Raw genomic sequence first — 24,502 nt, 5'->3', positions numbered from 1 at the left:
TCACATCGCCTTTCCGTCGGCGCCGAAGCGGTGCAGCTTGGCCTTGTCCGCTGTCAGATAGATGGTGTCGCCGTGACGGACGGCGAGTTCGCCGTCGGCGCGCACTGTCAGCGGACCGACGCCATCGGACTGGACGTGCAGGAAGGTGTCGGAGCCGAGATGTTCGGCGACGCCGACAGTGGCTTTCCATTCGCCCGCCGTGGTCGAGATCTCCAGATGCTCGGGACGGATGCCGATGGTCTTGGCGCCGTTTTTGGCAGCCGGCGCGCCTTCTATCAGGTTCATCTTCGGCGAGCCGATGAAGCCGGCGACGAACAGGTTCTTCGGCGTCTTGTAGAGCTCCATCGGCGAGCCGACCTGCTCGATGTTGCCGGCGTTCAGCACGACGATCTTGTCGGCCATGGTCATGGCTTCGACCTGATCGTGGGTGACGTAGATCATGGTGGTCTTGAGCTGATGGTGCAACTCGCTGATCTCCAGCCGCATGGTGCCGCGCAGTGCCGCATCGAGGTTGGACAGCGGTTCGTCGAACAGGAAGGCGGTCGGCTGACGCACGATGGCGCGGCCGATGGCGACGCGTTGGCGCTGGCCGCCGGAAAGCTGGCCGGGCCGGCGTTCGAGATAGTTGGTCAAGTTGAGCACGCGCGCCGCGTCTCCCACCTTCTTGTCGATGGTCGCCTTGTCCTCACCGGCCATCTTCAGCGGAAAGCCGATGTTCTTGGCCACCGTCATGTGCGGATAGAGCGCGTAGGACTGGAACACCATGGCCAGCTTGCGCTTGGCCGGTGCCTCGCCGGTGACGTCGCGGCCGTCGATGTTGATGGAGCCGCCGCTGGTGTCCTCGAGCCCGGCGATCAGCCGCAGCAGCGTTGACTTGCCGCAACCCGACGGGCCGACGAAGACGACGAACTCGCCATTCTCGATCACCAGGTCGAGACCGGGGATGATGGACGTCGCTCCGAAGGATTTGGAGACGTTCTTGAGCGTGATGTTTCCCATGATTTCCTCCCCCGAGGGGTTATTTCTGCCGATTGCTTCGGGCAATTCCGTTACTTCACCGCACCACCAACTATTTGACCGCACCAAATGTCAGGCCGCGCACCAGCTGCTTCTGGCTGAACCAGCCCATGATCAGGATCGGCGCGATGGCCAGTGTCGAGGCGGCCGAAAGCTTGGCCCAGAACAGGCCTTGCGGGCTGGAGAACGAGCTGATGAAGGCGGTCAGCGGTGCGGCTTCCGTCGTCGTCAGCCGGATCGTCCAGAACGCCTCGTTCCAGGCCAGGATGATGTTGAGCAGCATCGTCGAGGCGATGCCCGGCACCGCCATCGGCGTCAGCACATAGATGATCTCGTTCCACAGCGATGCGCCGTCCATGCGCGCCGCTTCCAGGATCTCGCCCGGTATTTCGCGGAAGTAAGTGTAGAGCATCCACACCACGATCGGCAGGTTGATCAGCATCAGCATGATCATCAGGCCGATGCGGCTGTCGAGCAGTCCTGTGTCGCGGAAGATCAGGTAGATCGGGAACAGCACCGCGACCGCGGGCATCATCTTGGTGGACAGCATCCACATCAGGATGTCCTTGGTCCGCTTGGTCGGCGAGAAGGCCATCGACCATGCCGCCGGTATGGCGACCAGCAGGGCCAAGATGGTCGAGCCGACCGAGAGCAGCACCGAGTTGAAGAAGAACTTGAAGTAGCCGCTTTGCGCCTGAACCTCGGCATAGCTCTCGAACGTTCCCGACGGGATGATGCTGAAACCCTGGATGGCTTCCTGCTCCGACTTGAACGAGGTGATGATCGTGTAGAGGATCGGGAAGAAGATCAGCAGGGCGACAATCCAGGCGGCAACTGTCGCAATCGTCTTGTGCTGGGTGGTGACTGAGCGTGCCATCGTAGCCTCCCTTACTTGTCCAGGTTCTTGCCGACCGCGCGCATGGCGAAGAAGGCAACGATGTTGGCGAGAATGACGGCGATCACACCGCCGGCGGATGCCTGGCCGATTTTGAACTCCAGCAACGCCTTCTGGTAGACGAGGAAGGGCAGGTTGGTGGAGGCGTATCCCGGGCCGCCATTGGTGGTGACGAGGATCTCGGCATAGACGGAGAGGAGGAAGATCGTCTGGATCAGGATGACGACCGTGATGGCGCGCGACATGTGCGGCAGCGTCAGATAGATGAAACGGCTGATGAAGCCGGCGCCGTCCATCTCGGCAGCTTCCTTCTGCTCACCGTCGAGCGACTGCAACGCGGTCAAGAGAATGAGCGTCGCGAAAGGCAGCCATTGCCAGGCGACGATGATGATGATCGCCAGCATCGGATGCTGCCCGAACCAGTCGATCGGCTGGGCCCCGAAGAAGCGGGCTATATCGGCGAACACCCCGTATTGCGGGTGCATGATCATGTTCTTCCAGACCAGTGCGGCCACCGGCGGCATGACGAAGAACGGTGAGATGACGAGAATGCGCACGATGCCCTGGCCCCACATCGGCTGGTCGATCAGCAGCGCCAGAAGGATGCCGCCGATCACCGTGATCAGGAGCACGCTGACCACCAAGGTGAGCGTGTTGAGGATCGATTGCAGGAAGGCCGGGTTGGAATAGAACAGCGCGTAGTTCGAGAAGCCGACGAAGCCGTCGCGGATCGGATTGAGCGGGTTGTACTGCTGGAAGGAGAACCAGATGGTGATGACCAGCGGCACAATCATCCAGACGAACAGCAGCACCACGGATGGCGCCATCATGAAACGGGCAAGCGAACGGGTCTGCTGAGTAGCCATGACGGTCACCCTTCACTGGTCAGACGGAATTTTCAAAAGGCGTTAAAGGCGGCCGCCCGAACTGGGAATTCGGGCGGCCGTTGCCGGTCAGGAGGCGACCGGCATTCGGCGCCGGGAGGAGCCTTACTTGATGTATCCGCCTTCGGTCATTGCCGCGGTGGCAGCGTCCTGGGCCTGCTTCAGGGCATCGTCGACGCTCGACTGGCCGGCAAGAGCCGCCGAGAAGAGCTGGCCGACAGTGGTGCCAAGACCCTGGAACTCAGGGATGGCGACGAACTGCACGCCGACATAGGGCACCGGCTTGACGGTCGGATGCGTCGGATCGGCGGCGTTGATGGAGTCCAGCGTCATCTTGGCGAACGGAGCCGCCTTCTGGTATTCGGCATTGGCGTAGAGCGAGGAGCGCGTGCCCGGAGGAACGTTGGCCCAGCCTTCCTTCGAAGCGACGAGTTCCGCATAATGCTTGCTGGTCGCCCAGGAGACGAATTTCTGGGCGGCATCGGCCTTCTGCGTGCCGGCGGGGATCGCCAGCGACCATGCCCACAGCCAATTGCCGCGCTTGCCCAGGCCATTGTCGGGTGCCAGCGCATATCCAACCTTGTCAGCGACCTGCGATGCCTTGGGATCGGAGACGAAGGACGCAGCGACGGTGGCGTCGATCCACATGCCGCATTTGCCCTGCTGGAACAGCGCCAGGTTTTCGTTGAAGCCGTTGGAGGACGCACCCTCAGGGCCGTCGGCCTTCATCAGGTCGACATAGAACTGCAGCGTGTTCTTCCATTCCGGCTGATCGAACTGCGGCTTCCAGTTCTCGTCGAACCAGCGCGCCCCGAAGGAGTTCGACATGGCGGTCAGGAAAGCCATGTTCTCGCCCCAGCCGGCCTTGCCGCGCAGGCACACGCCGTTCACGCCATTGGCGCGATCGGTCATCTTGTCGGCGGCCTGCCTGATGAAGTCCCAGGTGGGCGCGTCGGGCATCTTCAGTCCGGCCTTCTCGATCAGGTCCTTGCGGTACATGACGAAGGAGCTTTCGCCGTAGAAGGGCGCGGCATAGAGCTTGCCGTCGACCGAAAGGCCGCCGGCGATGGCCGGGATGATATCCTTGGCGTCGTAGTCGTCGCCGAGCTTGTCGAGCGGCAGCAGCCAGCTCTGCTTGGCCCAGATCGGAACCTCATAGGTGCCGATGGTCATCACGTCGTACTGGCCGCCCTTGGTGGCGATGTCGGTGGTGACGCGCTCGCGCAGCACGTTTTCTTCGAGCGTAACCCAGTTGAGCTGGATGTCGGGGTTCGCCTTGGTGAAGTCCTCGGTCAGCTTTTGCATGCGGACCATATCGCCATTGTTGACGGTGGCGATGGTGATGGATTCGGCATGTGCGGCGAACGCAAGCGTGCTGGCCGTCAACAAGCCCAGGGTGAGCGTGCGAAGTTTCATCAAATTCCTCCCTTGAACCAAGATGAGCATTTGCCTTGGCTTTGGGCAATTACTCACCTGGCGTGAATTATGTCAAGCCGGATTCGATGCTGCAGCGCAGCACTTGGGCAAACCGCAGGCCGGGACGAGCGGAAATTGCCAGGGCGAGGATCGTCCCGGCCGCAACAGTGAGGCAACAGCGGATAGATCTGCGAGAACCAGGTGCAGCCCGGAAGCTTGCCGGTCAGCAGGCGATCTCGGCCAGCAGCCAGTCGCGGAAGGCACGGATCTTCGGCACGTTGCGGCGCGCCTCGGGATAGACCAGCCAATAGGCATGGCCGTCGTCGCCAACCAGATCGAAAGGTTGGATCAGGCGCCCGTCCGCGAGTTCCGCCTTGAACAGCGCCCTGGTCAGGATCGCGACGCCATGACCGGCGATCGCCGCATTGGCCTCATAGGCCTGCGCGCCCATGCTGCTGCCGGGCCGCTTGGCAAGATCGTGTGAGTGCACGCCAGCAGCCGAGAACCATTCCGTCCACCAGATGTCGCCGGGATCGAGGATAGGCAGCCGCAAGAGGTCGGCCGGTTCCCTGACGCCGCCGATGGTCGCCGCGAGTTTCGGGCTCAGCATCGGCGTGAAGTCGGCATCGAGCAGCTTGTGCGCTTCCAGGCCCGGCCATTTGCCGCCGCCCGAGCGGATGGCGATATCGGTATCCTCGCGGGCAAAGTCGGTCAGGCGGCTCGACGTTTCGAGCCGCACCGCCAGCGACGGATGGGCGATCTGGAACGACCCCAGCCGGTGCGCGAGCCAGTTCGAGGCGAATGTCAGCACCGTCGTGACGCACAGCAAGCCGTCGGCCCCGCCACGCACCGCGGCATAGGCCTGGCCAAGGATGGCGAAGGCCTCGCTGACCGCAGGTGCCAGGCGCTGCCCGGCCTCGGTTAACACGATCTGCCGCGGCCGGCGTAGGAACAGCGGCGCGCCGACACGCTCCTCCAGCACCTTGATCTGATAGCTGACCGCCGCTTGCGTCATGGCGAGTTCGCCGGCGGCCTTGGTGAAGGAAAGATGCCGCGCCACCGCGTCGAACACCCGGATCGCCTGCAGCGGCGGGAGTGGCGAAACCTGTCGCGAGCCGAGGTCCGGCATAAGGCCTCCTTATGGATCATGATCGATGTTCGATTGGCAAAGACCGCCGGCAAGACCGACATTCCCAGTCAACCCGTCATTCGGGTCCAGGATAGCGAAGGTTGACGATCATGACCATGGCGCAGCAAAAATGCACTCCCGCACCGGATCACCGCTGGTTTTCGTGGCTGACGGATGGATTCGGCTGGTTCGCGACCAAAAAACGGGCACATCTCGATATCAGGGACCTGTCGCCGCATCTGCAGCGCGATCTCGGGTTTCTCGATGGCAACGACCCTTTCGGGCGGCACGGCTAGTGCGGTTGGCCTTATCGCAAACCGGTTGTGGGTCCGGTCAGATGCCAGCCAGCAGGGCGGCGGCGGTCCGTTCATCGGTGATGAGGCCGTTGATCAGCCGCCGGTTCGCGGCCGCTAGGATGCCTGGCAGCTTTCGTTCGCCCATGGCCAGTGCGATGACCAGCGATTTCTCGCGTGACGGTAGCGAAGCCGACGACACCCGGTCGTTGGTGATGCCCTCGATCATGCGGCCCTCCCTATCGAACACCCAGCCGACGATCTCCGCGATGCCGCCGGCCTTCTGCAGCGCCTTCAATTCGCTCTCCGAAATGAAGCCGTCTTCGTAGAGCGGCGCCTTGGGGCCGAGATCGCCGATGCCGATGAAGGTGACGTCGGCTTCCGCCGCCAGCGCCAGCGTCGGCTGGATCATCGGCTGGTTGAGCAGCATCTCGCGCTCCTCCGGCGACGAGGCGATGACCGGCAGCGGCATCGGGAAGGAGCGCGCCTTGACCCTGTCGGCCATGGTGAAGATGACGTTGTAGAAGGCGGCCGAGCCGTCCGGCGAGATGTTGCCGGTCAACGACACCACCTTGTGCTGCGGGCATTCCATTGGCGGCAGCTGCTCGATCGCCGCCTTTAGCGTGCGACCGGTGCCGATCGCCATGACGATCGGGGTCGGCGACCGCAGCCGCCGCTCGATCTCGGCGGCAGCCGCCTCGGCGATGCCGATCGTGGTCGAGGACGAATTGGGGTCGCTCGGCACCACCTCGACCAGATCGAGCGCAAAGCGCGATCTCAGCCGTGCCGCCAGATCGAGACAGTTGGCGATCGGATGGTCGACGCGAACCTTGATCAAGCCCTCCGACACCGCCAGCGATACCAGCCGCTGCGCCGTCTGCCGCGAAATGCCGAGCGTCGAAGCGATCTGGTCCTGTGTGTTGCCGGCAACATAATAAAGCCAGCCGGCGCGCGCCGCATCGTCCAGCCTGTTGCTGCCACCATCCTGCCGGCTATTCAAAGTCCTGCCTCCCGAGACCGCCGGTTGTGAGAGCGGCCCATGCCCCACTTTCGCAGGGAACGGCCAACTGCGCAATTGTCAATCTCGGGAGCAATTGCTTGCTGTTCATCGACGTAAGCACGGCCCAGTTTTTCTTCTCCCACGAAGTCTCTGTCGCCAAAGAGACTTGGCCGCGGTCTCGGCAGGCGGCAGGTTCTTGCGCTCCGAAGGTTTATCTCCCGGCTCAAACCCTTTAAGGGATGGCAAAAAGGAGCCTCACATGATGCCGAAAGCGGTTTTCTGGGACATGGACGGCACGCTTGTCGACAGCGAACCGCTGCATGAAGCAGCCCTGATGGCGGCGATGCGCAATGTCGGCCTTGTCCCGCCGGACGATCTGCATGAGCGCGTGCTCGGCGTTGCCGCCTGGCCGGTCTACGAGATGATGCGCGACGAGTTCGGCCTGGACCTGCCTTTCGACGACTGGATCGTGCGCAAATACGAACACTACCTGCCGCTGGTGGAGAGCCTGAAGCCGCGCCCCGGCGCGATCGAGATCTTCAACGAGCTGCGTGCAAGAGGCATCCAGCAGGCCGTGGTCTCGAATTCGGACCGGATGATCGTCGACGCCAATCTGAGCATGGTCGGCCTGATCTACCCCGGCATGAAGACGATCAGCCGCAACGATGTGCGCGAAGGCAAGCCGCATGCCGAGCCGTTCCTGCGCGCCGCGTATCTGGCCGGCGTCGACCCCGCGCACGCCGTGGCGATCGACGACAGCTGGCCGGGCGCCATGGCAGGGCTGGCGGCGGGCATGAAGACGATCTTCTGGCCGGAAACGCCGATGGGCGGACCGCCCGGCGCCGTCGTCATCAACAGCGCCGAGGAATTGCGGGCTGAACTGGGCCTGTAAGGCAATCAGTTCCGGTAGGCCGGTTCCTGCTCGTCGAGGATCGCCTTCAATTCGCTGAGATGGCGTTCGGCCTGGCCGGGATAGTCGTCCATCTCGCTCGCGGCCTTTTCGGCGATCGCATCTGACAGCGTGCGCAGCGGGCGGCCGGTCCAAAGCGCCTTGATGTAGGTCTCGGCGGCGCGTTCGAAATAGAACATGCGGTTGAAGGCATCGGCGACCGTATCGCCGATGACCAGCACGCCGTGATTGCCCATCACCATCACCTTGACCTTGGGATCGACGAGAAGCTGCGAGCAGCGCTCGCCCTCCTCCTCGAAGGCCAGCCCGCCATAATGCGCGTCCACGACATGGCGATTGAAGAACATCGCCGAATTCTGGTCGATCGGCGGCAATGTCGAGTCAGCGAGCGATGCCAGCACCGTGGCGTGGATCGAGTGCACATGCATGACACAGCGCGCGTGACGCACATTGCGATGGATGGCGCCATGCAGCCCCCACGCCGTCGGGTCGGGCGCATTGGGGCCGGAGAGCGTTTCTGGATCGTTGGCATCGATCATCAGAAGGTCGCTCGCCTTGATGCGCGAGAAATGCACCTGGTTGGGGTTCATCAGGAATTGTGTGCCGCCATCATTGACGGCCAGCGAGAAATGATTGGCCACAGCCTCGTGCATGTTGAGCCGCGCCGTCCAGCGGAAGGCGCAGGCGAGATCGACGCGCTCCTCATAGTAGGGCAGGTTGGTCAGCGTTTCCTTTTGCAGACGGGCAAGGCTCATCGAAAAATCCTCCGGTTTCGGCAAGAATGCCGTGGCCAGTCGATCCCCGCAACCGGTTTTGGTTGGTGCAGGGATAGCTGTCTCACGCCGCCGTGCTGGCAGCGGCAGCGCCGGCTCGCAGGCCGCCATGCTCGATGATGAAATCGATCACCTCCTGCAGCCCCTTGCCGCGCGACAGGTCGGTGAAGCCGAACGGCCGCTTGCCGCGCATGCGGCCGGCGTCGCTCTCCATGACATCGAGGTTGACGTTCACGTAAGGAGCAAGGTCGCTCTTGTTGATCACCAGGAAATCGGAGCGGGTGATTGCCGGCCCGCCCTTGCGCGGGATCTCCTCGCCCTGGCAAACCGAGATGACATAGAGCGTCAGGTCGGCGAGATCGGGCGAGAAGGTGGCGGCGAGGTTGTCGCCGCCGGATTCGATGAAGACGATGTCGAGATCCGGGAATTTCCTGTTCATCTGCGCGATCGCCTGCAGATTGATCGACGCGTCCTCGCGGATGGCGGTGTGCGGGCAGCCGCCGGTCTCGACACCCATGATGCGGTCCTCGGGCAGCGCCTGCAGCCGCGCCAGCATCATGGCGTCTTCCTTGGTGTAGATGTCGTTGGTGACGACGGCGATGGAAAACTCGTCGCGCAGCGCCTTGCACAGTTTTTCGGTCAGCGTCGTCTTGCCCGAACCGACCGGGCCGCCAATGCCGACGCGCAGCGGACCATTTGTCTGTGTCATGTCGGAAACTCCGTGATGGCGAGGATGGCAAAGCCGAGCCCGATCAACAGGCACAGCGGCGAATAATAGCGGACATCGAGCCGCGCGAAAGGCTGTTCCGGCGTCAGCCGCCGCCACCACGGCGTGAAGCCGGCTATGCCGCGTCCCAGGAACACCAGACCGATGAGCAGCGAGGTGGCGGCGAGCCCCTCCTGGGGGAAGGGCGAGGCAAAGACGCCTATGAGCGCAAGCGGCCACAGCGTCGCCAGGCACAGGCACGCGGCGACGGCGAAACTGGCGAACGGCGTCGGCATCTCATCGACGCCGCGAAAGCCGACGACGGCGTGAGCGCAGGAGGCCGCATCCTGGCCCGGCCAGATGCCGCCAAGGCCCCAATAGGCGTGCAGCGCGGTAATCAGGAGTAGAACGGTCGAAAGCGAGAAGGCGAGAAGGATCATGAACGGAACAATCGCGAATACTGGGTTTCGTGCTTCATCGCCATGACATCGGAAACGAAGGCGCAGCCACCGAGATCGTCGAGTGTCGAGCGCGCGGCGCGGGTCGCGGTCGCCAGGGCCAGTGGCTCGAAGCCGGCCAACAGAGCTGTGGCTTTGCTCTGGCCGACGATGCCAAGCCGGATCGCTGCCTGCACGAGGTTGGAGAAGAAGGTTTGCAGGAAGGCCGACAGCGCGTCCTGAAGCCCGATGCCGTTGCCGCCGGCAATGGCGCCGACGGCGACGCAATAGGCGCATTCAGCCGGCAAGCGCTCCAGCACTGGATTTGGCCAGGCCGCCGCCGCTTTGAGGAAGGCCGCACCCTGCAGCATGGTTTCGGTGTGGCGTTCGCGCGAGCCGGCCAGCGCCTCCGCGAGTGCCGCTACTTCATCGAGATCGCCTGCGTTGCGCGCGCGGCGCCAACTCTCGGCGAACAGCACGGCATCGTTCCAGCCGGAGCCCATCTCGACCAGCGTTTCCAGCCAGCAGGCGAGGCTGTCGGCATCGGCAATCAGCCCGTCATGCACCGCGCGCTCGAGACCATGGCTGTAGGAAAAGCCGCCGACCGGAAAGGCAGGCGACAGCCACGCCATCAGCCGCAGCAGGGCGATGTTCGAAGGCTGGTCAGTCATGATCGTGGCGATGGCCGGCATGACTGTGCGAATGGGAATGCGCTTCGCCATGAGAATGGCTGTGCGCTTCCGCGTGGCTGTGCGCATGCGCATGGCCGTGATCATGGCTTTGCCCATCATGGCCGGAATAGGCACCGCGCACCGGTTTGAACGGTTCGGACACGTCGGTCACGGTGGCGCCCAGCCCCTCCAGCATCGCCTTGATGACATGGTCGCGCAGGATGAGGATGCGCCCGGCCTCGATGCTCGCCGCGAGATGGCGATTGCCGATGTGCCAGGCGAGCTCGGCCAGATGCACGCCGTCGCGGGCGCGGATGTCGTAGACCTCTTCCGGCGCCGCGATGATCTCGATATGGCCGCCATCCTCCAGCACCAGACGGTCGCCATCGTTCAAGGCGACGGGCTCGGGCAGGTCGACCAGCACCTTGCTGCCGTCGGCAAGCTCGATGGCGCGGCGGCGCAGATGGCGTTCGTCATGGGCGAGAATGGCCCGGCCGGACGGTAGGGTGGTTCCGGCATTGCCGGCGGACAGCACGGAGACGGCGCGCGGGAATTTGGTGAAGTCGGTGTTGAGGTTGAGCTTCATTTCATGGATCCTCCATTTGCTTGTGCCCGCACACGCGCAGGCCGCGCCAGCACGCGGTCGAAATAGGCGTTGACGCGTTCGGACTCGATCTCAAACCGGCCGGCACGCGCCCAGCCGCCCATGTCGCCGAGCAGCACGTCGACGGCGGAAAACCGAGCGCCCAGCGCAAACGGTTTGTCGCCCAGCCGCCGCTCCAGCGCCTTCAGCTCCGAGGCAAAATCGTAAGCCGCCGCAGGACCGACATCGACGCGTACGTCCTTCGGCAGCAGGAAGCGATGGCGCAATTTGTTCCACAGCGGCGCTTCAAGCTCGCTCTGCGCAAAATGCATCCAGGAATCCATTTCGGCGCGACCGGCTAGGCCTGGGTTGGCGCTCATGCCCATGTCCGCGTGCTTGTCGGCGAGATAGACGCAAATCGCCGCCGAATCCGTCACCGTCAGTTCGCCATCGATGAGGATCGGCACCTTGCCCGATGGGTTGAGCGCATAGGCTTCCGGTGAGCGCAGCCTGACCTCGACGAATTCATAAGGCTGCCCGAGCTCCTCGAGCATCCAGAGAACGCGGCTGACCCGGGATCCGCGCGATCCAACGGCCTTGTACATGTCGAACCCTGCCTTTCCCCAACAAGCTAGACCATCGCGTTCGTTCAGACGATGGTGTCGAAGAGCCGCAGGATGAACGATATCTGATAGATGAGCGCCGCCGTCACGAAGGCGATATGGAAGCGGCGGTCGCGCACCAGGATCGCAATGATGCAAAGCGCGACGAAGACCGGCGTGCGGAACAGGTACTCGCTGCCGAAGCGGGCGAAATGCTCCGGCCCCTTCAGCAGCGTGTCGACCACGTCGAGCATATAGGTCGCCGCCAGCAGGCCGAAGAACCACGCCCGGCGCGAATAGAAGAAATCCTCGTAGCTGGTGTAGTCCAGCATCGAATCGGGAAACAAAAGCGCGCACAGCAGGAACAGCGTGATCGCGTAGAAGATGATGAACAGATACTTGCCGAAGGTCCAGGTTTCGATGGCGTAGAGGCCGAACTCCCACCACCAGAAATGCACCAGCATCAGGAGCACCGAGACGACCCAGGCCAGATGCACGGGATAGAGCTTGTATTGGCCGGGATGCTGGACGATCCGCGCCACCCCCGACAGCAGGCGGGCGACGCCAAGCCCGATCACCATGCCCATGACGATGCGGATATGCGGGAAGATGTCGTGGGCGGAAGCGATTTCGGTGGCCATGCTCGATCACAATGCAACTGGTGGTCGGCCGCATATTGCTGCCTCCCACCAAGGGCTGCAACGGATAAGGCTCGCCCGGTCGAATCGCCGCTTCAAAACAGAAAATACCTCTGCGCCATCGGCAGCACCGTCGCCGGTTCGCAGGTGAGCAATTCACCGTCGGCACGGACCTCGTAGGTTTCCGGGTCGACTTCGACATGCGGCGTGGCGTCGTTGAGCACCATCGAATGCTTGCCGATGCCGCCGCGGGTGTTTTCAACGGCGACGAACTGCTTGTCGACGCCAAGCCTGCCGTGCAGGCCTGATTCGAGCGCGGCTTTCGAAACAAAGGTCACCGACGAGTTGGTCCTTGCCTTGCCATAGGCGCCGAACATGGGCCGGTAGTGCATCGGCTGCGGCGTCGGGATCGAGGCGTTGGGGTCGCCCATCGGGGCGGCGGCGATCATGCCGCCGATCAGCACCATGTCCGGCTTGACGCCGAAGAAGGCCGGGTTCCACAGCACCAGGTCGGCGCGTTTGCCCGCCGCGATCGAGCCGATGTCTTTCGACAGTCCATGCGCGATGGCCGGGTTGATCGTGTATTTGGCGATGTAGCGGCGGACGCGGAAATTGTCGTTGTTGCCGGTCTCCTGCGGCAGCGAGCCGCGCTGGCGCTTCATCTTGTCGGCGGTCTGCCAGGTACGGATCGCCACTTCGCCGACGCGGCCCATGGCTTGGCTGTCCGATGAGATGATCGAGAAGGCACCGATGTCGTGCAAAATGTCTTCCGCCGCGATGGTTTCCTTGCGGATGCGGCTTTCGGCAAAGGCGATGTCTTCGGGGATCGACGGCGACAAATGATGGCAGACCATCAGCATGTCGAGATGCTCGGCCAGCGTGTTGACCGTGTAGGGCCGCGTCGGGTTGGTCGAGGACGGGATGACGTTGGGCAGGCCGCAGACCTTGATGATGTCGGGCGCGTGGCCGCCGCCGGCGCCCTCGGTGTGGAAGGCGTGGATGGTGCGGCCCTTGATAGCCGCGACGGTGTTCTCGACAAAGCCGGATTCGTTCAGCGTGTCGGTGTGGATCATCACCTGCACGTCATAGTCGTCGGCGACCGACAGGCAGCAGTCTATCGCCGCCGGCGTCGTGCCCCAGTCCTCGTGCAGCTTCAGCGAGCAGGCGCCGCCCAGCACCATTTCCTCGAGGGCTGCGGGCAGCGAGGCATTGCCCTTGCCCGACAGGCCGATGTTCATCGGGAAGGCATCGAAGGACTGGATCATGCGGGCCATGTGCCATGGCCCCGGCGTACAGGTGGTGGCCAGCGTGCCGTGCGCCGGACCGGTGCCGCCGCCGAGCATAGTGGTGATGCCTGACATCAGCGCCTCTTCGATCTGCTGCGGGCAGATGAAGTGGATATGCGCATCGAAGCCGCCCGCGGTCAGGATCTTGCCCTCGCCGGCGATGATCTCGGTGCCGGGACCAATGATGATGGTGACGCCATCCTGCGTGTCCGGATTGCCGGCCTTGCCGATGGCCGTGATGCGCCCGTCCCTGAGGCCGACGTCGGCCTTGAAGATGCCTGCGCTAGCATCGATCACCAGCGCGTTGGTGATGACGGTATCGACGGCGCCTTGCGCCCTGGAAACCTGGCTCTGGCCCATGCCGTCGCGGATCACCTTGCCGCCGCCGAATTTCACCTCTTCGCCATGGATGGTGAGATCCTTCTCGACCTCGATGAACAGTTCGGTGTCGGCAAGGCGCACTCTGTCGCCGACCGTCGGGCCATACATCTGCGCATAGGCGGCGCGGGTAATTCTGGCCATCAGCGATTGCTCCTGAAATGCGGTTTGCCGAAATGCGGTGGGATTGAAGCGCGGCTGCACATTGCTGCCATCCTATGGTCACGCAATGACCCGCTGGGCGACACCTTCTGATCCCATTTGGCGGTTGAGGTTAGGGGGTCACCCCAGACCGACCGTTTGCCAATCGATGGAAAGGAAAATCCATGCGCAAAACAATAATTCTTGCCGCTGCTGCCAGCCTGATGCTGGCGGGCGCCGCGGGTGCCCAGCAGCAACCCGCGCCACAGCCCGCTCCGGCGCCGGCAACGCCTGCTCCAGCCACGCCCCAGGCTCAGCCTGCGGTGCCGACGATCCAGAGCGTCAACATCGTCGACATCACCGAGCTGCCGAAGGACACCCAGACGCAGGTCAACCAGGTGATCGCCCAGCGTGGCGATGACGGCCTGAAGAAACTGCGCAGCTCTATCGACGCCACGCCCAAGGTGAAGTCGGCGCTGGAAGCCAAGGGGCTCAGTTCGGCGCAAGTCGTCGCCGCCAGCATGGAACCCAATGGCGCACTGACCCTGATCACCAAGAAGGCGAGCTGACGAGACGGCACGGCGGGCCGGCATCCGGCCTGCCGGCCGCATCGGGAAAGGAACCTTCGCCGGGCGGGATTCGTTTTGTTCTTTTCGCGCTAACCCGCGCCCCGAAACGACTTCTCTCAGGAGCGAGCGATGGCGATCACTTCTTTCTCGACCAGAATGCAGGCAGTCGCCGCCACGGCGTTCTTGGCGGCGGCAGGGTCTGTTGCCGGATTGAAAGCGCAAGGGCTGGAAAGCACGGAGACCGTCAACCGCATCGTCGGCTCGCACGTCAAGCAGGAAGAGGCCAAGGCCACCGCCGAAGCCCGCAGCGTCAACACGGCGATCGACCGCACGCGTGAAAACATCGGTACGGTGCGCAAGACGTCCAAGCTCGACAAGGTCGACATCGTGTTCCTCACCGACGCCGCGCGCAGCGAAGGCGGCCCGCCGCCGGAGATCGAAAGCAAGGTCAAGCAGCATCAAGACGACATCACGGAGCTGCGCAAGGAGATCGAGGCCAACGCGCTGCTGTTCAACGCCATCGAATCGCGGCGCGTGCAGGCGCAGGATGTCCTCGCCGTCGAATTCGACAATCCCGGAAAGATCGTCATCTACGCCGCGGCCAAGCCATCGAACTGAGCTGAGCGCGCCGGGAGATCTCACAGCTTGCCCATCACCTTCTGCTGAAATCCGTAGACCTCGCGCTTGCCGCCGAGCGGCACCAGCGTGACGTCGCGCTCCTGGCCCGGCTCGAAACGCATGGCCGTGCCCGCGGCAATGTCGAGACGCATGCCCCTGGCACGCTCGCGGTCGAATTTCAGCCCCTCATTGGTCTCGAAGAAATGGTAGTGGCTGCCGACCTGGATCGGCCGGTCGCCGCTGTTGGCGACTTTCAGGGTGACGGTCGGCAGGCCCTTGTTGAGCTCGATGTCGCCGTCCACCGTGATGATCTCACCGGGGATCATGGTCACCCTCACACGATGCCGAAGGCGAGGCCGATGCCGATCGCCGCGCAGGCGGCACCGGCAGTACGGGCCAAGCCGCGGAACCGGATGCCGAGACCGAGACCGGCGGCGATGCCGGTGGCATGCAGCAACAGCGTGGCGATGGCAAAGCCGGCCATGTATTCAAGCCCGCCGGCATTCTCCGGCACCTCGGTGCCATGCGCGTGGCCGTGGAACAGCGCGAACAGGCCGATGATGGCGACGCCGGCCGAGACCGGCAGATCGACCGCCAGCGCCACCAGCAGCCCGAGCGCCACGATTGAGGCCAGTATGCCGGGTTCGACGAAGGGCAGCGGCATATGCAAAATGCCCAGCGCGCCGCCGACCAGCATGACACCGACAAAGGCCGCCGGCCAGGCAAGAACCGCCTTGCCGCCCTTGATCGCTGCCCACAGTCCGACCGCGATCATCACCGTCATGTGATCGAGCCCGGAAAGCGGGTGCATGAAGCCGGCCGTGAAGGAGGAGGCCGTGCCGATGCCGACATGGGCATAGGCCGGCATGGCAGCGGCCAGCAGCAGGATCGCCGACAGGGAGAGGCGTTTGGCAGGGATCATTCTATTGCCTTTCGTTTTGCTCGGTCTGGTGTTTACGCCGCCTTGCGGGGGCCGCAGCCTTCGGCCTTGAGAACGCGTTTACTCGACGCCGGGTATTTCTTCAGCATCGCTGCCGGGCGGATCGGCCGCGCCGAAAAACCACCGCCGCAATTGGGGCAGATGCCGCCCAACACCTGTTCCACGCATCCGGCGCAAAAGGTGCACTCGAAGGTGCAGATCAGCGCATCCGTCGCCTCGGGCGGCAGGTCCTTGTCGCAGCATTCGCAGTTGGGACGCAGCTCCAGCATCCTGTCCTCCTCAACGGATCGGTTCGTGCACGGTCACCAGCTTGGTGCCGTCGGGAAAAGTCGCCTCGACCTGCACGTCATGGATCATCTCGGCGATGCCTTCCATGACTTGCGCGCGGCTGACGACATGAGCGCCGGCTTCCATCAGTTCGGCGACCGGACGGCCGTCGCGGGCGCCTTCGACGACGAAGTCGGTGATCAGCGCGATCGCTTCTGGATGGTTGAGCTTGACGCCGCGTTCGAGCCGCTTGCGCGCCACGATCGCCGCCATGGCGATCAGCAGCTTGTCCTTTTCCCTCGGCGTCAGGTTCATGCGTTTCCCTGGATTGGTAGAGACAGGCCTATAGTGACCATAATTTGGGCAACCCCGCCCTTCCGTTGAGCAATTCGACGAGTGGAACCAGCCGCTGGCGCAGCCGGTAGCCGTCCCCGGCGTAGAGCCTCGCAAGAAGCTTGCCAGATTTCTTCACGCACCAGGCGCTGGCGCTGCCTTGGTCGCCGACGATCTCCAGAACCTGGTCGAGCAGGGCCTCGGCGTGCGGCGACACCAGAAGCAGCGTCGCCACCGCGATCGCGCCGCCGGCAACGGCCGGGCGGTCGAGCCTGGCGGCGATATCGGGTCCGATGCGGAAATCCTCGGCATGAATGAGGGCGCCATCCTGGCGCACGCGCCAGCGGTCATGGAAGTTGCCCTGCGTGGCGCGCTCGCCCATAGCCAGGCGACCGAAGACGGCGGCTTCCAGCACCAGCGCCTCGGCGCCGACGGCAAGCTCGACGTCGAGCGTGCGGGCAAAGGCCGCCCGGTCGAAGACGATGGTTTCCTGCGGCAGCCAGGCGATGCGGCCGTTTTCCCCGACCGACAAATTGACCCGCACTTCGGCACGGTCGGATGCCGCCCGGTAGATCTTCTCGCAGGCCTGCGTGGTGATCGATGCCGAAGCGGCCGCGCCGACATCCACGTCCCAGGCGATACGGTCGCCGCCGGTCATCCCGCCGGCGGTGTTGATCAGCACCGCTTCGAGCGGATCGGCCGAGACGGCCGGCATTCTTATCTTGGCGGCGCCGTCCTGATAGAGGCGCCGCAGGCGCGTGCGGCCCTCACGGAGCGCGCAGGAAAGCCGCGCGACGCCCGCAACGCGCTGCGTCGAAATCCCGCCATGTTCGCCCATATCCATGCCTGCACGTTAAGCACTCCGGCGGCTTTGTCGATATGGAGTTCGATATAGCTTGTTGCTTGACAACGTTTCGGTTTCTATAGAGGGAACCACCTTGGTACGGTCATGCTGCGCTTGGCGGGGGTATTAAACGACGACGGCGGCTTGATACCAGGAGAAAAAGGGGCGCTGCTCAGTTGGCGTCGGGAAACGTCGAGATAGTGGGGAAGGAACCGAATGGCCGACCAGCTGGCAACGGATATCATCGCGAAGATCAAGGCTCATGCCGAGCCGGGCGGCGAAGAAATCACCACCACCACCGAATTGACCTCGCTTGGCATCCATTCGCTCGAGCTGACGGAGATTATCTTCGATCTTGAGGAAGAGTATGGCATCGAGATCGAGATGAACACGGTCGACGCCTGGAGCAATCTGAAGAATGTCGGCGACATGGTCGAAGCTGTGCGCGCGCTGATCGCGAAAAAAGCCTGAACTGAATGCGGCAGCGCGTTGTCATCACCGGCATGGGCGGCATTTGCGGGCTCGGCACCAGCGCGCCCGCGATCTGGAACGAGATGCGCGCCGGCCGCTCGGCCATCGGCCAGATCACAAGTCCCCAACTGCATGATTTGAAGGTCAAGGTCGGCTGCGAAATCAAGGCGCTTCCCGATCACGGCATCGACCGCAAGCAGACCGTGTCGATGGACCGCTTCAGCCTGCTGGCGACGATCGCAGCCAGGGAAGCCATGCAGCAGGCCGGCCTGACTTCGAATGAAGCCACCACCTATCGGATGGGCACCGTCGTCGGCGTCGGCGTCTGCGGCTGGGAGGCGATCGAAGAGAGCTATCGTGCCATCCTGGTCGAGGGCAAGAACCGCGCCGGTATCTTCACCGTGCCAAAGGTTATGCCAAGCGCGGCCTCCGGCCACGTCAGCATGAGTCTGGGCCTGCGCGGCCCGGTCTTCGGTGTCACCTCGGCCTGCTCCTCATCCAACCACGCCATCGCCTCGGCCGTCGACCAGATCAGGCTTGGCCGCGCCGACGTGATGGTCGCCGGCGGCACCGATGCGCCGCTGGTCTGGGGCATCCTGAAGGGCTGGGAAGCATTGCGCGTGCTGGCGCCCGACACCTGCCGGCCATTCTCGGCCGACCGCCAGGGACTGTCGCTCGGCGAGGGCGCCGGCATGGCGGTCCTGGAGACGTATGAGCATGCCATGGCGCGCGGCGCCACCATCCTTGCCGAGGTCGCCGGCGCCGGCCTCTCCGCCGACGCCTCCGACATTGTCGCTCCGACCGTCGAAGGGCCGACGGCGGCCATGCGCGCCTGCCTGGCCGATGCCGGCTTCAATCCCGAGGATGTCGACTACCTCAATGCCCATGGCACCGGCACCAAGGCCAACGACCAGATCGAGACGGCAGCGATCAAGCGCGTCTTCGGCGACCATGCCTACAAGCTTTCGGTGTCGTCGACCAAGTCGATGCACGCCCATTGCCTGGGCGCATCGGGTGCGCTGGAGATGATCGCCTGCGTGATGGCGATCCGCGAAGGCATCGTGCCGCCGACGGCCAATTTTCGTGAGGCCGATCCCGATTGCGACCTCGACGTCACGCCGAATGTGCCGCGCGAGCGCAAGGTGCGCGCCGCGATCAGCAACGGTTTCGCGTTCGGCGGCACCAATGCCGTGCTGGCCTTCAAGGCCGTCTGAACGCAAGGCCGGGCGCGCGATCTGCCCCAAGCAGGCCGTTCCGTTGACTGTTCGCGCGCAACGAAACCCTTGCACGCCATTGATCGTGCCGTGCGCCGCGTCTAATCCTTGGCCGACCCGCCAAAACCGCGCCGCTCGGCGCGAATCCTCATTCAGGAGTTTCCATGGCCGACCTGTCCGCCTTTCCGATCGCAACGCGTTGGCCGGCCAAGCGTCCGGATCAGCTCCAGCTCTATTCGGCGACAACGCCGAACGGCGTGAAGATTTCGATCGCCCTGGAGGAACTCGGCCTGCCTTACGAGCCGCATTGGGTCAACATCGGCCAGAACGAAAGCTGGACACCGGAATTCCTGTCGCTCAACCCCAACGGCAAGATACCGGCGATCATCGATCCGAACGGTCCGGACGGCAAGCCGATCGGCCTGTTCGAATCCGGCGCCATCCTGCTCTACCTCGCTGAAAAGACCGGCCTGCTCATGCCCATCGATGCTGCGCGCCGCTACGAGACCATCCAGTGGGTGTTCTTCCAGATGGCCTCGGTCGGGCCGATGTTCGGCCAGGTCGGCTTCTTCCACAAATTCGCCGGTCGCGAGATCGCCGACAAACGCCCTCTGGAGCGCTATCGCGACGAGTCAAAGCGACTGCTCGGCGTGCTCGACGGCAGGCTGAAGGGGCGCAAGTGGATCATGGGCAATGACTACACCATCGCCGACATCTCGCTGCTCGGCTGGGTGCGCAACCTGATCGGATTCTACGAAGCGCGCGAACTCGTCGGCTTCGACGATTTCGCCCATGTGGGAACATGGCTGGAACGCGGCCTGGCGCGGCCGGCGGTGCAGAAAGGCCTGACCATCCCCGCCAAGGGATAGCCGAACCAGCCTCCGAAGCGCGGCTATTTTGCCTTCGCTTTGGCCTTCGAACCGCCTTTGCCCATGACGGAAGCAGCGAGCGACGCAGCACCTCGGGCGGCGACCATGACGGCGCCGGCAGCGACGTTCGCCGTCGCCTTGGCCGTGCGCACCGCACTGCCGCTCAGGGAGTCGCTGGAACTCACGGGCTTCTTCGGCTTTGCTGCTTTTGGCGCGGCTTTCGCTGCGGCCGGCACCGCTTTCTTCGGCGCTGCCTTGCCGAAGGCCGGCTTGGCGTCCTTCGAACGGGCTGTCATCGCCGGGCCGGCGCCGGCCTTGGATTGGGTCGCCTTGCCCTTGGCGGGCGCGGGCTTTCTTGCCTTGATTGCCATTGGACCGAATCCCTCTTCTGGCACAATTGCCGTGTCGGGATAACGGCCTGAAAGTCTTAAGGTTCCCCTTGCGCAATCCGTCGAATCAAGCGGAAAGGCCGATCACCAGATCGGCAGCCCGGCGCCGCGCGAGCACGCGTTCGATGTTGGGCAGGTCGTTGGACGCGATCCAGGCGCGCGCATCTTCGTCGGAGCGGCCATGTCCGTGCCAGCGCTCCATCAGGCGGCGCTCGAGTTCGTTGCGCGGCACGTCGACGAAGATCGAGAAATCGAACAGCGGCGCCAGCCGCGACCACGGCTCTTCGTCGAGCAGCAGATAGTTGCCCTCGACCAGGATGAACTTGGTTTCCGTGGCGACGATCGAGGCGGCGGCGCGCGACAGCTCCATGCTGCGGTCGAAGACCGGGATGGCGATGTCGGGTTCACCGGCACGGATACGCTTCAGCAGGGCCTCAAACCCGGCAAAGTCGAAGGTTTCCGGCGCGCCCTTGCGCGCGCGCAGGCCGCGCCGCTCGAGCACGGCGTCGTCATAGTGGAAGCCGTCCATCGGCACGACTTCCGAAGCACCTTCGGGCAGCAGTTCATGCAGCCTTGCCGACAGCGTCGACTTGCCGGAGCCTGGTGGCCCGGCAATGGCCACGATGAAGCGGTTTGCCTTGCCGGCACGCTTGAAGATGGTGGCGGCGAGATGGGCGATTTCGGACATGAGAGCCTCTCTGGCAGGAGCTTCAAATCCACCATGTTCCGCATGATGATTTCGGCCACATCTTGGCGGCAGTTCACGGAAATTTCAAACCCTACGGCCGCGCAATCCCATCAAGCGGGCGCAGGCTGGCCAATGCGCAGGAAATCGCTGTCGAAGGGAACCTCCCGCGTCGCGCCACCCGTCACCAGTCGTATGCGGCCATCCGCCGTCGTGATCGCCTGTGGCGGCTCGCCGCCGGCCAGCGGAATGGCGCCGATGACATGGCGAAAGGACACGCTTTGGCCTTCGCCCAGTGCAAAGGCGGTCGCGACCCCTTCGCGCTTCAGCCAGTTGTCGCCGATCGAGGCGGCATGGCCGACGGCGGCGCGGCCATCCTCGATGCCGAGCACGCCCAGGTGGCGACCGCTCCACGGCGCGTAGTCGCGCCCGCCATTGCTGAACCACAGCATGGTGATCGGCAGTTCGGCCGGGTTCTTCAGCACCAGCACCAGATCGTCTTCGGCCTCTCGTGCAAGCGCGGTCCAGCCCGGCCCGCCATGATCCGCCTCGACCAGCGTGAGGAAATCCTCGCGGCGGTCGTCCATGCGGTATTCCGTCAGGTCGAGCGTACCGCCGCCGGCGGCGGGGAATTGGCTGAGATCGGCGGATCGTGCCGGATAGGCCAGCAGGAAGCGGCCGCGCGCGGGATCCGGCTCCAGCGGGTCGTCCAGCGTCGCCGCAAACCGCTTCGGCGAAAAGGCCAGCCTGCCGCCGCCCGTCATCGCCGTCATCGGGTGATGCGCGACCGAGATGGCACCATGGCCGCCGGAAAACGCATGCTCCTGGTAGAGGAAGGGATGGCCGTCGCGCAGCGTCAGGATCTTGTCGACGCTGGCACCCATCACCTTGTGCCGCAGGCGGTAGACCGCGCGCCAGCCATCATCCGTCGCGGCACTTTCGGCGATGTCCCAGGCGCTGTTGGCCGGCCAGCCATGCAGCGGCGCCTCCTCGACATCGCTGCGCGAAAACGGCGCGCAGAGAAAATCGCCGGACAGCCGAACCGTACCTTCCGGCAAATTGTCCGGCAGCGTCTCATTCGCATCAACCCAGGGCGCGCGGTGCAGCGGCTTCAACTGCCGTCCGCCACCCTCGACGACCATGCCGGCGATATGGCCGACCGTGAGGTCGAGCGAAACCGAAATGCCTCGGGCCTTGATGGTCTGGATGGTCATCGCGCTCTCACCGATTCTGCAGGCGCAAACTGGCCTGTTCGGCGGCACTTGCGCAAGCACCGCGACAGGCATTTTGCATCAGTTCTCACCCTCCCACATCGCATATGGATTCTTTCGAAGAGGACCCCCACCCTAACCCTCCCCACAAGGGGGAGGGAACGCTGTCGCGTGCCTTAATTGTTCTTTCTTTGGCGCCGAAAAGACAGGCGACTAGCCTGGGTCGGCGCCAACGGAAGTCTCCCTCCCCCTTGTGGGGAGGGGTTAGGGGTGGGGGTCCGTGCCGGGCAGACATCTCAAGAATTCCACGTGCGATAGCCCTCCCCACAAGGGGGAGGGTGAGCGTAGCTACTGCCGCTTGTATTCCCGCACCGGCGACTTGGTGCCGTCGGTGTAGGTGACCTGCACCGACATCGATTTCACGCTGTCGGCGACCTTGAAATAGGGCTGGTAGTCGTAGGGGATGGCGTAAGGGTCCTTCTTGTCGCAACGCGGCATCTTGATCTCCTTGTCGAGCGCCGCGCCGTTCAGGCTGTAGTGCACCTGTTTGATGGCGCAGCGGTAGGACAGCATCTGGGTGAAATAGACCAGCCCGTGATTGCCGCTGGCATCGAAGGCGATCCACGAGGTCCAGAACTGGTCGAGGATCTGCTTGTTGCCCTGCTGGAGTGCCGCCTCCGGGTCGAAGCGGATGTCGAACGGGCCGGTCTCGCGGCCCCTGATGTCGAGATATTTGATGGCGATGATGCCGGCCACGGTGCTGTCGGGCATCTCGAAGCTCGGATTGGCCATCGGCTTGCCGGTCGTCTGGTCGTTCATGGCCAGGAAACCGGTGTCGGTGAACGGACCGCTGTTGCCCATGCGCCAGGAGATGGCGGTCGCCGGCTCGGGCAGCGAGATGGTCATCGACCAGCCCTGGTTGGAGCGCATCGGCGTCAGCGAAGGCACGAAGCGGGCGGGATCGAGCACGTCGCCGAGTGCGGCCAGCCGGCTGCGGCTGCGGTCCAGCCAGTCGGCCAGCTGCGTCTGGTCGACGAAATATGTGAGCAGCCCGCCATCCTTCTCGTAGGACGTGAACTTGGTCAGCGCCTTGGCCTCGTTGCGCTTGTCGGCCAGCGTCTGGGCGCCGAGCCGGTCTTCGGAAAACTCCTGCGCCAACAGGAAATAGGCCGGCGCGAAATCTGGATTGGCTGATATGAAGGCGTTGAGCTTGTCGACGCGCTGGGCGTCGTCGAACTGCTGGATATGCACCAGCTTGATCGACAGCGCCTTGCCCTTGTCGGCAAGCGCGCCGAACACTTCGCGGGCGCCGGCCTTGCCGTCCTGCACCCGAAGCAGCGTGGCAAAGCGCGTATAGGGATCGATGGCGTCGACATCGAAGCCGGCAAAGGCGAGGTAGGAGCGCCGTGCATTGAGCATGTCGCCGGACAGCTCGTAGACACGGGCATTGTGGTAGAACTCGTCCGGCCGCTTCGGCTCGGCGATCGCCCCACCCTGCGCGGCAAGGGCGGCAAAGCCCCTGGCGATGGTGTCGATCGAGGCGGCGATCTGCTGAGTCGTTTCTTGCAGCTTCTCGGTCTGCTTCTTCACCTCGTCGGTGGTCTTCTGCACTTCCGCCGTCTGCTGCGTCTGCTGCTGCTGGGCGTTAGCGATCTCATCGGTCTTCTTGGCCACCGTGTCGGTCGACTGCTTGACCTGTTCGACCGTCTTCTGCGTCTGCGTGACGGTCTGCTCGATCCTGGCCACTTTTTCGGTAACGATGCCCATCGACTGCTGCAGCCCGGCAATGGCCGGCACCAGGCTGGCGATCACCCCGTTCTGGGCGTTGGTCTGCTGCTGCAGGCCGTAGACGCCGCCGGCGACCGCCGCTGCTGTTGTGGCGAAGATCAAGGCCGGCAGCGCTCTGGCCGCCAGCACCAGCCTGAGCACGATGGCAATGGCGATGATGATTGCGGCCACCGCGGCGATCAGCGCGATATAGGCGGCGAACGGCGCCAGCGGATTGAGGATGTCGGATACGGCACCCCCGATAAAGGCGACGCTGCCGGCCCATTTGCCAGTGCGGCTGAGCGATGCCCTGATAAGCGAGGGCGCAGCGCCCCCGGCCCCGATGTTCGTCATGCCAAGCCCCCAAGCCCTGAGATACCACGCCCCTTCCCACGGGAAACGCGGCCCTGGCAAGGAAAGACACGGGAAAACCGGCGTTTTCGGGGCGGCTTCGCAGGCTTGGGTTCCTCGCCCCACGAATGTGGGGGAGAGCGACTATCTGGGGTGTCAAGTTGCAATTACGAACTCGTTGCGCGCATCGCGTGCTTTTGCATTGAGGATGACCA

At 63.9% G+C, this 24,502-nt stretch carries 30 protein-coding genes; 7 read left to right on the top strand and 23 right to left on the bottom strand.

Annotation, left to right across the window (positions count from 1 at the left end):
* The 5 genes from NKH06_RS07645 to gcvA form a co-directional block, all read right to left on the bottom strand.
* Positions 1-999 carry an ABC transporter ATP-binding protein gene (locus NKH06_RS07645; protein ID WP_023810706.1) on the bottom strand — a complete coding sequence of 333 codons (999 nt, stop codon included), beginning with the start codon at positions 997-999 and terminating at the stop codon, positions 1-3.
* A 70-nt stretch (positions 1,000-1,069) separates the two neighbouring features.
* Positions 1,070-1,894, bottom strand: a complete 825-nt coding sequence (locus NKH06_RS07640) for a carbohydrate ABC transporter permease (RefSeq protein ID WP_127382577.1) — start codon at positions 1,892-1,894, stop codon at positions 1,070-1,072.
* Between the two features lie 11 nt (positions 1,895-1,905).
* Positions 1,906-2,778 carry a carbohydrate ABC transporter permease gene (locus NKH06_RS07635; RefSeq protein WP_013528414.1) on the bottom strand — a complete coding sequence of 291 codons (873 nt, stop codon included), beginning with the start codon at positions 2,776-2,778 and terminating at the stop codon, positions 1,906-1,908.
* Positions 2,779-2,901: 123 nt separating this feature from the next.
* On the bottom strand, positions 2,902-4,212 hold the full coding sequence (locus NKH06_RS07630) for an ABC transporter substrate-binding protein (RefSeq protein WP_128304222.1): 1,311 nt from the start codon (positions 4,210-4,212) through the stop codon (positions 2,902-2,904).
* Between the two features lie 223 nt (positions 4,213-4,435).
* Entirely contained in the window at positions 4,436-5,341 is a 906-nt protein-coding gene (gcvA, locus tag NKH06_RS07625; RefSeq protein ID WP_023810703.1) for a transcriptional regulator GcvA, read from the bottom strand.
* Between the two features lie 110 nt (positions 5,342-5,451).
* Between gcvA and NKH06_RS07620 the strand changes: the two genes are divergently transcribed.
* A complete protein-coding gene (locus tag NKH06_RS07620; RefSeq protein ID WP_023810702.1) occupies positions 5,452-5,637 on the top strand; it encodes a hypothetical protein in 186 nt (61 codons plus the stop codon).
* A 37-nt stretch (positions 5,638-5,674) separates the two neighbouring features.
* On the opposite strand, the gene NKH06_RS07615 is transcribed toward NKH06_RS07620, so the two are convergent.
* Positions 5,675-6,634 (bottom strand): sugar-binding transcriptional regulator, encoded by a 960-nt coding sequence (locus NKH06_RS07615; protein ID WP_023810701.1) that lies wholly within the window; start codon positions 6,632-6,634, stop codon positions 5,675-5,677.
* A gap of 259 nt (positions 6,635-6,893) precedes the next feature.
* On the opposite strand from NKH06_RS07615, the gene NKH06_RS07610 reads away from it, so the two are divergent.
* Positions 6,894-7,526 (top strand): HAD family hydrolase, encoded by a 633-nt coding sequence (locus tag NKH06_RS07610; RefSeq protein WP_352440557.1) that lies wholly within the window; start codon positions 6,894-6,896, stop codon positions 7,524-7,526.
* A 5-nt stretch (positions 7,527-7,531) separates the two neighbouring features.
* On the opposite strand, the gene NKH06_RS07605 is transcribed toward NKH06_RS07610, so the two are convergent.
* From NKH06_RS07605 to ureC, 8 genes are all read right to left on the bottom strand, one after another.
* Complete coding sequence (locus NKH06_RS07605) at positions 7,532-8,299, bottom strand: class II aldolase and adducin N-terminal domain-containing protein (RefSeq protein WP_292338211.1); 768 nt, start codon at positions 8,297-8,299, stop codon at positions 7,532-7,534.
* An 82-nt stretch (positions 8,300-8,381) separates the two neighbouring features.
* Complete coding sequence (gene ureG / locus NKH06_RS07600) at positions 8,382-9,026, bottom strand: urease accessory protein UreG (RefSeq protein ID WP_013528407.1); 645 nt, start codon at positions 9,024-9,026, stop codon at positions 8,382-8,384.
* The gene (locus NKH06_RS07595) at positions 9,023-9,463 is read right to left on the bottom strand and encodes a DUF3995 domain-containing protein (RefSeq protein WP_128304225.1); all 441 of its coding nucleotides are present in this window, start codon (positions 9,461-9,463) and stop codon (positions 9,023-9,025) included. The genes ureG and NKH06_RS07595 overlap by 4 nt, the downstream gene beginning before the upstream one ends.
* Complete coding sequence (locus NKH06_RS07590; RefSeq protein ID WP_023810697.1) at positions 9,460-10,131, bottom strand: urease accessory protein UreF; 672 nt, start codon at positions 10,129-10,131, stop codon at positions 9,460-9,462. The genes NKH06_RS07595 and NKH06_RS07590 overlap by 4 nt, the downstream gene beginning before the upstream one ends.
* Positions 10,124-10,717 (bottom strand): urease accessory protein UreE, encoded by a 594-nt coding sequence (gene ureE, locus NKH06_RS07585; RefSeq protein ID WP_023810696.1) that lies wholly within the window; start codon positions 10,715-10,717, stop codon positions 10,124-10,126. The genes NKH06_RS07590 and ureE overlap by 8 nt, the downstream gene beginning before the upstream one ends.
* Entirely contained in the window at positions 10,714-11,319 is a 606-nt protein-coding gene (locus tag NKH06_RS07580; protein WP_023810695.1) for a glutathione S-transferase family protein, read from the bottom strand. Before NKH06_RS07580 ends, ureE begins: the two co-directional genes overlap by 4 nt.
* 44 nt (positions 11,320-11,363) lie before the next feature.
* Positions 11,364-11,957 (bottom strand): hypothetical protein, encoded by a 594-nt coding sequence (locus tag NKH06_RS07575; protein WP_023810694.1) that lies wholly within the window; start codon positions 11,955-11,957, stop codon positions 11,364-11,366.
* Positions 11,958-12,049: 92 nt separating this feature from the next.
* The gene (ureC, locus tag NKH06_RS07570; RefSeq protein ID WP_502896737.1) at positions 12,050-13,762 is read right to left on the bottom strand and encodes an urease subunit alpha; all 1,713 of its coding nucleotides are present in this window, start codon (positions 13,760-13,762) and stop codon (positions 12,050-12,052) included.
* Between the two features lie 182 nt (positions 13,763-13,944).
* Between ureC and NKH06_RS07565 the strand changes: the two genes are divergently transcribed.
* Positions 13,945-14,328: a hypothetical protein gene (locus tag NKH06_RS07565; RefSeq protein ID WP_352440556.1), complete on the top strand. Its 384-nt coding sequence runs from the start codon at positions 13,945-13,947 to the stop codon at positions 14,326-14,328.
* A gap of 129 nt (positions 14,329-14,457) precedes the next feature.
* Positions 14,458-14,946, top strand: a complete 489-nt coding sequence (locus tag NKH06_RS07560; RefSeq protein WP_352892640.1) for a hypothetical protein — start codon at positions 14,458-14,460, stop codon at positions 14,944-14,946.
* A 20-nt stretch (positions 14,947-14,966) separates the two neighbouring features.
* Here the strand turns inward: NKH06_RS07560 and NKH06_RS07555 are convergent, their stop codons facing one another.
* Genes NKH06_RS07555 through NKH06_RS07535 form a run of 5 tightly spaced genes read right to left on the bottom strand, consistent with a single transcriptional unit; the run spans position 14,967 to position 17,330 of the window.
* Positions 14,967-15,272 (bottom strand): urease subunit beta, encoded by a 306-nt coding sequence (locus NKH06_RS07555; RefSeq protein WP_352440554.1) that lies wholly within the window; start codon positions 15,270-15,272, stop codon positions 14,967-14,969.
* 8 nt (positions 15,273-15,280) lie between these two features.
* The gene (locus tag NKH06_RS07550) at positions 15,281-15,868 is read right to left on the bottom strand and encodes a HupE/UreJ family protein (RefSeq protein WP_128304229.1); all 588 of its coding nucleotides are present in this window, start codon (positions 15,866-15,868) and stop codon (positions 15,281-15,283) included.
* 32 nt (positions 15,869-15,900) lie between these two features.
* Positions 15,901-16,155, bottom strand: a complete 255-nt coding sequence (locus NKH06_RS07545; RefSeq protein ID WP_027161066.1) for a DUF1272 domain-containing protein — start codon at positions 16,153-16,155, stop codon at positions 15,901-15,903.
* Between the two features lie 10 nt (positions 16,156-16,165).
* A complete protein-coding gene (locus NKH06_RS07540; protein WP_015314510.1) occupies positions 16,166-16,468 on the bottom strand; it encodes an urease subunit gamma in 303 nt (100 codons plus the stop codon).
* A 28-nt stretch (positions 16,469-16,496) separates the two neighbouring features.
* The gene (locus NKH06_RS07535) at positions 16,497-17,330 is read right to left on the bottom strand and encodes an urease accessory protein UreD (RefSeq protein WP_502895174.1); all 834 of its coding nucleotides are present in this window, start codon (positions 17,328-17,330) and stop codon (positions 16,497-16,499) included.
* A 216-nt stretch (positions 17,331-17,546) separates the two neighbouring features.
* Between NKH06_RS07535 and NKH06_RS07530 the strand changes: the two genes are divergently transcribed.
* The 3 genes from NKH06_RS07530 to NKH06_RS07520 all read left to right on the top strand — a co-directional run bounded on the left by NKH06_RS07530 (position 17,547) and on the right by NKH06_RS07520 (position 19,884).
* Positions 17,547-17,801 (top strand): acyl carrier protein, encoded by a 255-nt coding sequence (locus NKH06_RS07530; RefSeq protein ID WP_013528393.1) that lies wholly within the window; start codon positions 17,547-17,549, stop codon positions 17,799-17,801.
* A 5-nt stretch (positions 17,802-17,806) separates the two neighbouring features.
* Positions 17,807-19,015, top strand: coding sequence for a beta-ketoacyl-[acyl-carrier-protein] synthase family protein (locus NKH06_RS07525; RefSeq protein WP_128304230.1), 1,209 nt, complete (start codon positions 17,807-17,809; stop codon positions 19,013-19,015).
* Between the two features lie 164 nt (positions 19,016-19,179).
* Positions 19,180-19,884, top strand: a complete 705-nt coding sequence (locus tag NKH06_RS07520; protein WP_352440553.1) for a glutathione S-transferase family protein — start codon at positions 19,180-19,182, stop codon at positions 19,882-19,884.
* Between the two features lie 23 nt (positions 19,885-19,907).
* Here the strand turns inward: NKH06_RS07520 and NKH06_RS07515 are convergent, their stop codons facing one another.
* The 4 genes from NKH06_RS07515 to NKH06_RS07500 all read right to left on the bottom strand — a co-directional run bounded on the left by NKH06_RS07515 (position 19,908) and on the right by NKH06_RS07500 (position 24,290).
* Positions 19,908-20,255, bottom strand: a complete 348-nt coding sequence (locus NKH06_RS07515) for a hypothetical protein (protein ID WP_352892638.1) — start codon at positions 20,253-20,255, stop codon at positions 19,908-19,910.
* Positions 20,256-20,340: 85 nt separating this feature from the next.
* Positions 20,341-20,961 (bottom strand): nucleoside triphosphate hydrolase, encoded by a 621-nt coding sequence (locus NKH06_RS07510; protein ID WP_023810683.1) that lies wholly within the window; start codon positions 20,959-20,961, stop codon positions 20,341-20,343.
* A gap of 110 nt (positions 20,962-21,071) precedes the next feature.
* Positions 21,072-22,172, bottom strand: coding sequence for a hypothetical protein (locus tag NKH06_RS07505; protein WP_352440551.1), 1,101 nt, complete (start codon positions 22,170-22,172; stop codon positions 21,072-21,074).
* Positions 22,173-22,517: 345 nt separating this feature from the next.
* The gene (locus NKH06_RS07500) at positions 22,518-24,290 is read right to left on the bottom strand and encodes a methyl-accepting chemotaxis protein (RefSeq protein WP_352864464.1); all 1,773 of its coding nucleotides are present in this window, start codon (positions 24,288-24,290) and stop codon (positions 22,518-22,520) included.
* Between the last annotated feature and the right edge of the window lie 212 nt (positions 24,291-24,502).

This window comes from Mesorhizobium sp. M1342 (assembly GCF_040317955.1).
Lineage (GTDB): Bacteria > Pseudomonadota > Alphaproteobacteria > Rhizobiales > Rhizobiaceae > Mesorhizobium.
The sequence above is the reverse complement of the archived record's forward strand: the minus strand, read 5'-3'. Positions and strand labels throughout refer to the sequence as shown.

Coding starts and splice junctions, on each gene's coding strand:
- NKH06_RS07645 (WP_023810706.1), bottom strand. CDS start 999: ATGGGAAACATCACGCTCAAGAACGTCTCCAAATCCTTCGGAGCGACG.
- NKH06_RS07640 (WP_127382577.1), bottom strand. CDS start 1,894: ATGGCACGCTCAGTCACCACCCAGCACAAGACGATTGCGACAGTTGCC.
- NKH06_RS07635 (WP_013528414.1), bottom strand. CDS start 2,778: ATGGCTACTCAGCAGACCCGTTCGCTTGCCCGTTTCATGATGGCGCCA.
- NKH06_RS07630 (WP_128304222.1), bottom strand. CDS start 4,212: ATGAAACTTCGCACGCTCACCCTGGGCTTGTTGACGGCCAGCACGCTT.
- gcvA (WP_023810703.1), bottom strand. CDS start 5,341: ATGCCGGACCTCGGCTCGCGACAGGTTTCGCCACTCCCGCCGCTGCAG.
- NKH06_RS07620 (WP_023810702.1), top strand. CDS start 5,452: ATGACCATGGCGCAGCAAAAATGCACTCCCGCACCGGATCACCGCTGG.
- NKH06_RS07610 (WP_352440557.1), top strand. CDS start 6,894: ATGATGCCGAAAGCGGTTTTCTGGGACATGGACGGCACGCTTGTCGAC.
- NKH06_RS07605 (WP_292338211.1), bottom strand. CDS start 8,299: ATGAGCCTTGCCCGTCTGCAAAAGGAAACGCTGACCAACCTGCCCTAC.
- ureG (WP_013528407.1), bottom strand. CDS start 9,026: ATGACACAGACAAATGGTCCGCTGCGCGTCGGCATTGGCGGCCCGGTC.
- NKH06_RS07595 (WP_128304225.1), bottom strand. CDS start 9,463: ATGATCCTTCTCGCCTTCTCGCTTTCGACCGTTCTACTCCTGATTACC.
- NKH06_RS07590 (WP_023810697.1), bottom strand. CDS start 10,131: ATGACTGACCAGCCTTCGAACATCGCCCTGCTGCGGCTGATGGCGTGG.
- ureE (WP_023810696.1), bottom strand. CDS start 10,717: ATGAAGCTCAACCTCAACACCGACTTCACCAAATTCCCGCGCGCCGTC.
- NKH06_RS07580 (WP_023810695.1), bottom strand. CDS start 11,319: ATGTACAAGGCCGTTGGATCGCGCGGATCCCGGGTCAGCCGCGTTCTC.
- NKH06_RS07575 (WP_023810694.1), bottom strand. CDS start 11,957: ATGGCCACCGAAATCGCTTCCGCCCACGACATCTTCCCGCATATCCGC.
- ureC (WP_502896737.1), bottom strand. CDS start 13,762: ATGGCCAGAATTACCCGCGCCGCCTATGCGCAGATGTATGGCCCGACG.
- NKH06_RS07565 (WP_352440556.1), top strand. CDS start 13,945: ATGCGCAAAACAATAATTCTTGCCGCTGCTGCCAGCCTGATGCTGGCG.
- NKH06_RS07560 (WP_352892640.1), top strand. CDS start 14,458: ATGGCGATCACTTCTTTCTCGACCAGAATGCAGGCAGTCGCCGCCACG.
- NKH06_RS07555 (WP_352440554.1), bottom strand. CDS start 15,272: ATGATCCCCGGTGAGATCATCACGGTGGACGGCGACATCGAGCTCAAC.
- NKH06_RS07550 (WP_128304229.1), bottom strand. CDS start 15,868: ATGATCCCTGCCAAACGCCTCTCCCTGTCGGCGATCCTGCTGCTGGCC.
- NKH06_RS07545 (WP_027161066.1), bottom strand. CDS start 16,155: ATGCTGGAGCTGCGTCCCAACTGCGAATGCTGCGACAAGGACCTGCCG.
- NKH06_RS07540 (WP_015314510.1), bottom strand. CDS start 16,468: ATGAACCTGACGCCGAGGGAAAAGGACAAGCTGCTGATCGCCATGGCG.
- NKH06_RS07535 (WP_502895174.1), bottom strand. CDS start 17,330: ATGGATATGGGCGAACATGGCGGGATTTCGACGCAGCGCGTTGCGGGC.
- NKH06_RS07530 (WP_013528393.1), top strand. CDS start 17,547: ATGGCCGACCAGCTGGCAACGGATATCATCGCGAAGATCAAGGCTCAT.
- NKH06_RS07525 (WP_128304230.1), top strand. CDS start 17,807: ATGCGGCAGCGCGTTGTCATCACCGGCATGGGCGGCATTTGCGGGCTC.
- NKH06_RS07520 (WP_352440553.1), top strand. CDS start 19,180: ATGGCCGACCTGTCCGCCTTTCCGATCGCAACGCGTTGGCCGGCCAAG.
- NKH06_RS07515 (WP_352892638.1), bottom strand. CDS start 20,255: ATGGCAATCAAGGCAAGAAAGCCCGCGCCCGCCAAGGGCAAGGCGACC.
- NKH06_RS07510 (WP_023810683.1), bottom strand. CDS start 20,961: ATGTCCGAAATCGCCCATCTCGCCGCCACCATCTTCAAGCGTGCCGGC.
- NKH06_RS07505 (WP_352440551.1), bottom strand. CDS start 22,172: ATGACCATCCAGACCATCAAGGCCCGAGGCATTTCGGTTTCGCTCGAC.
- NKH06_RS07500 (WP_352864464.1), bottom strand. CDS start 24,290: ATGACGAACATCGGGGCCGGGGGCGCTGCGCCCTCGCTTATCAGGGCA.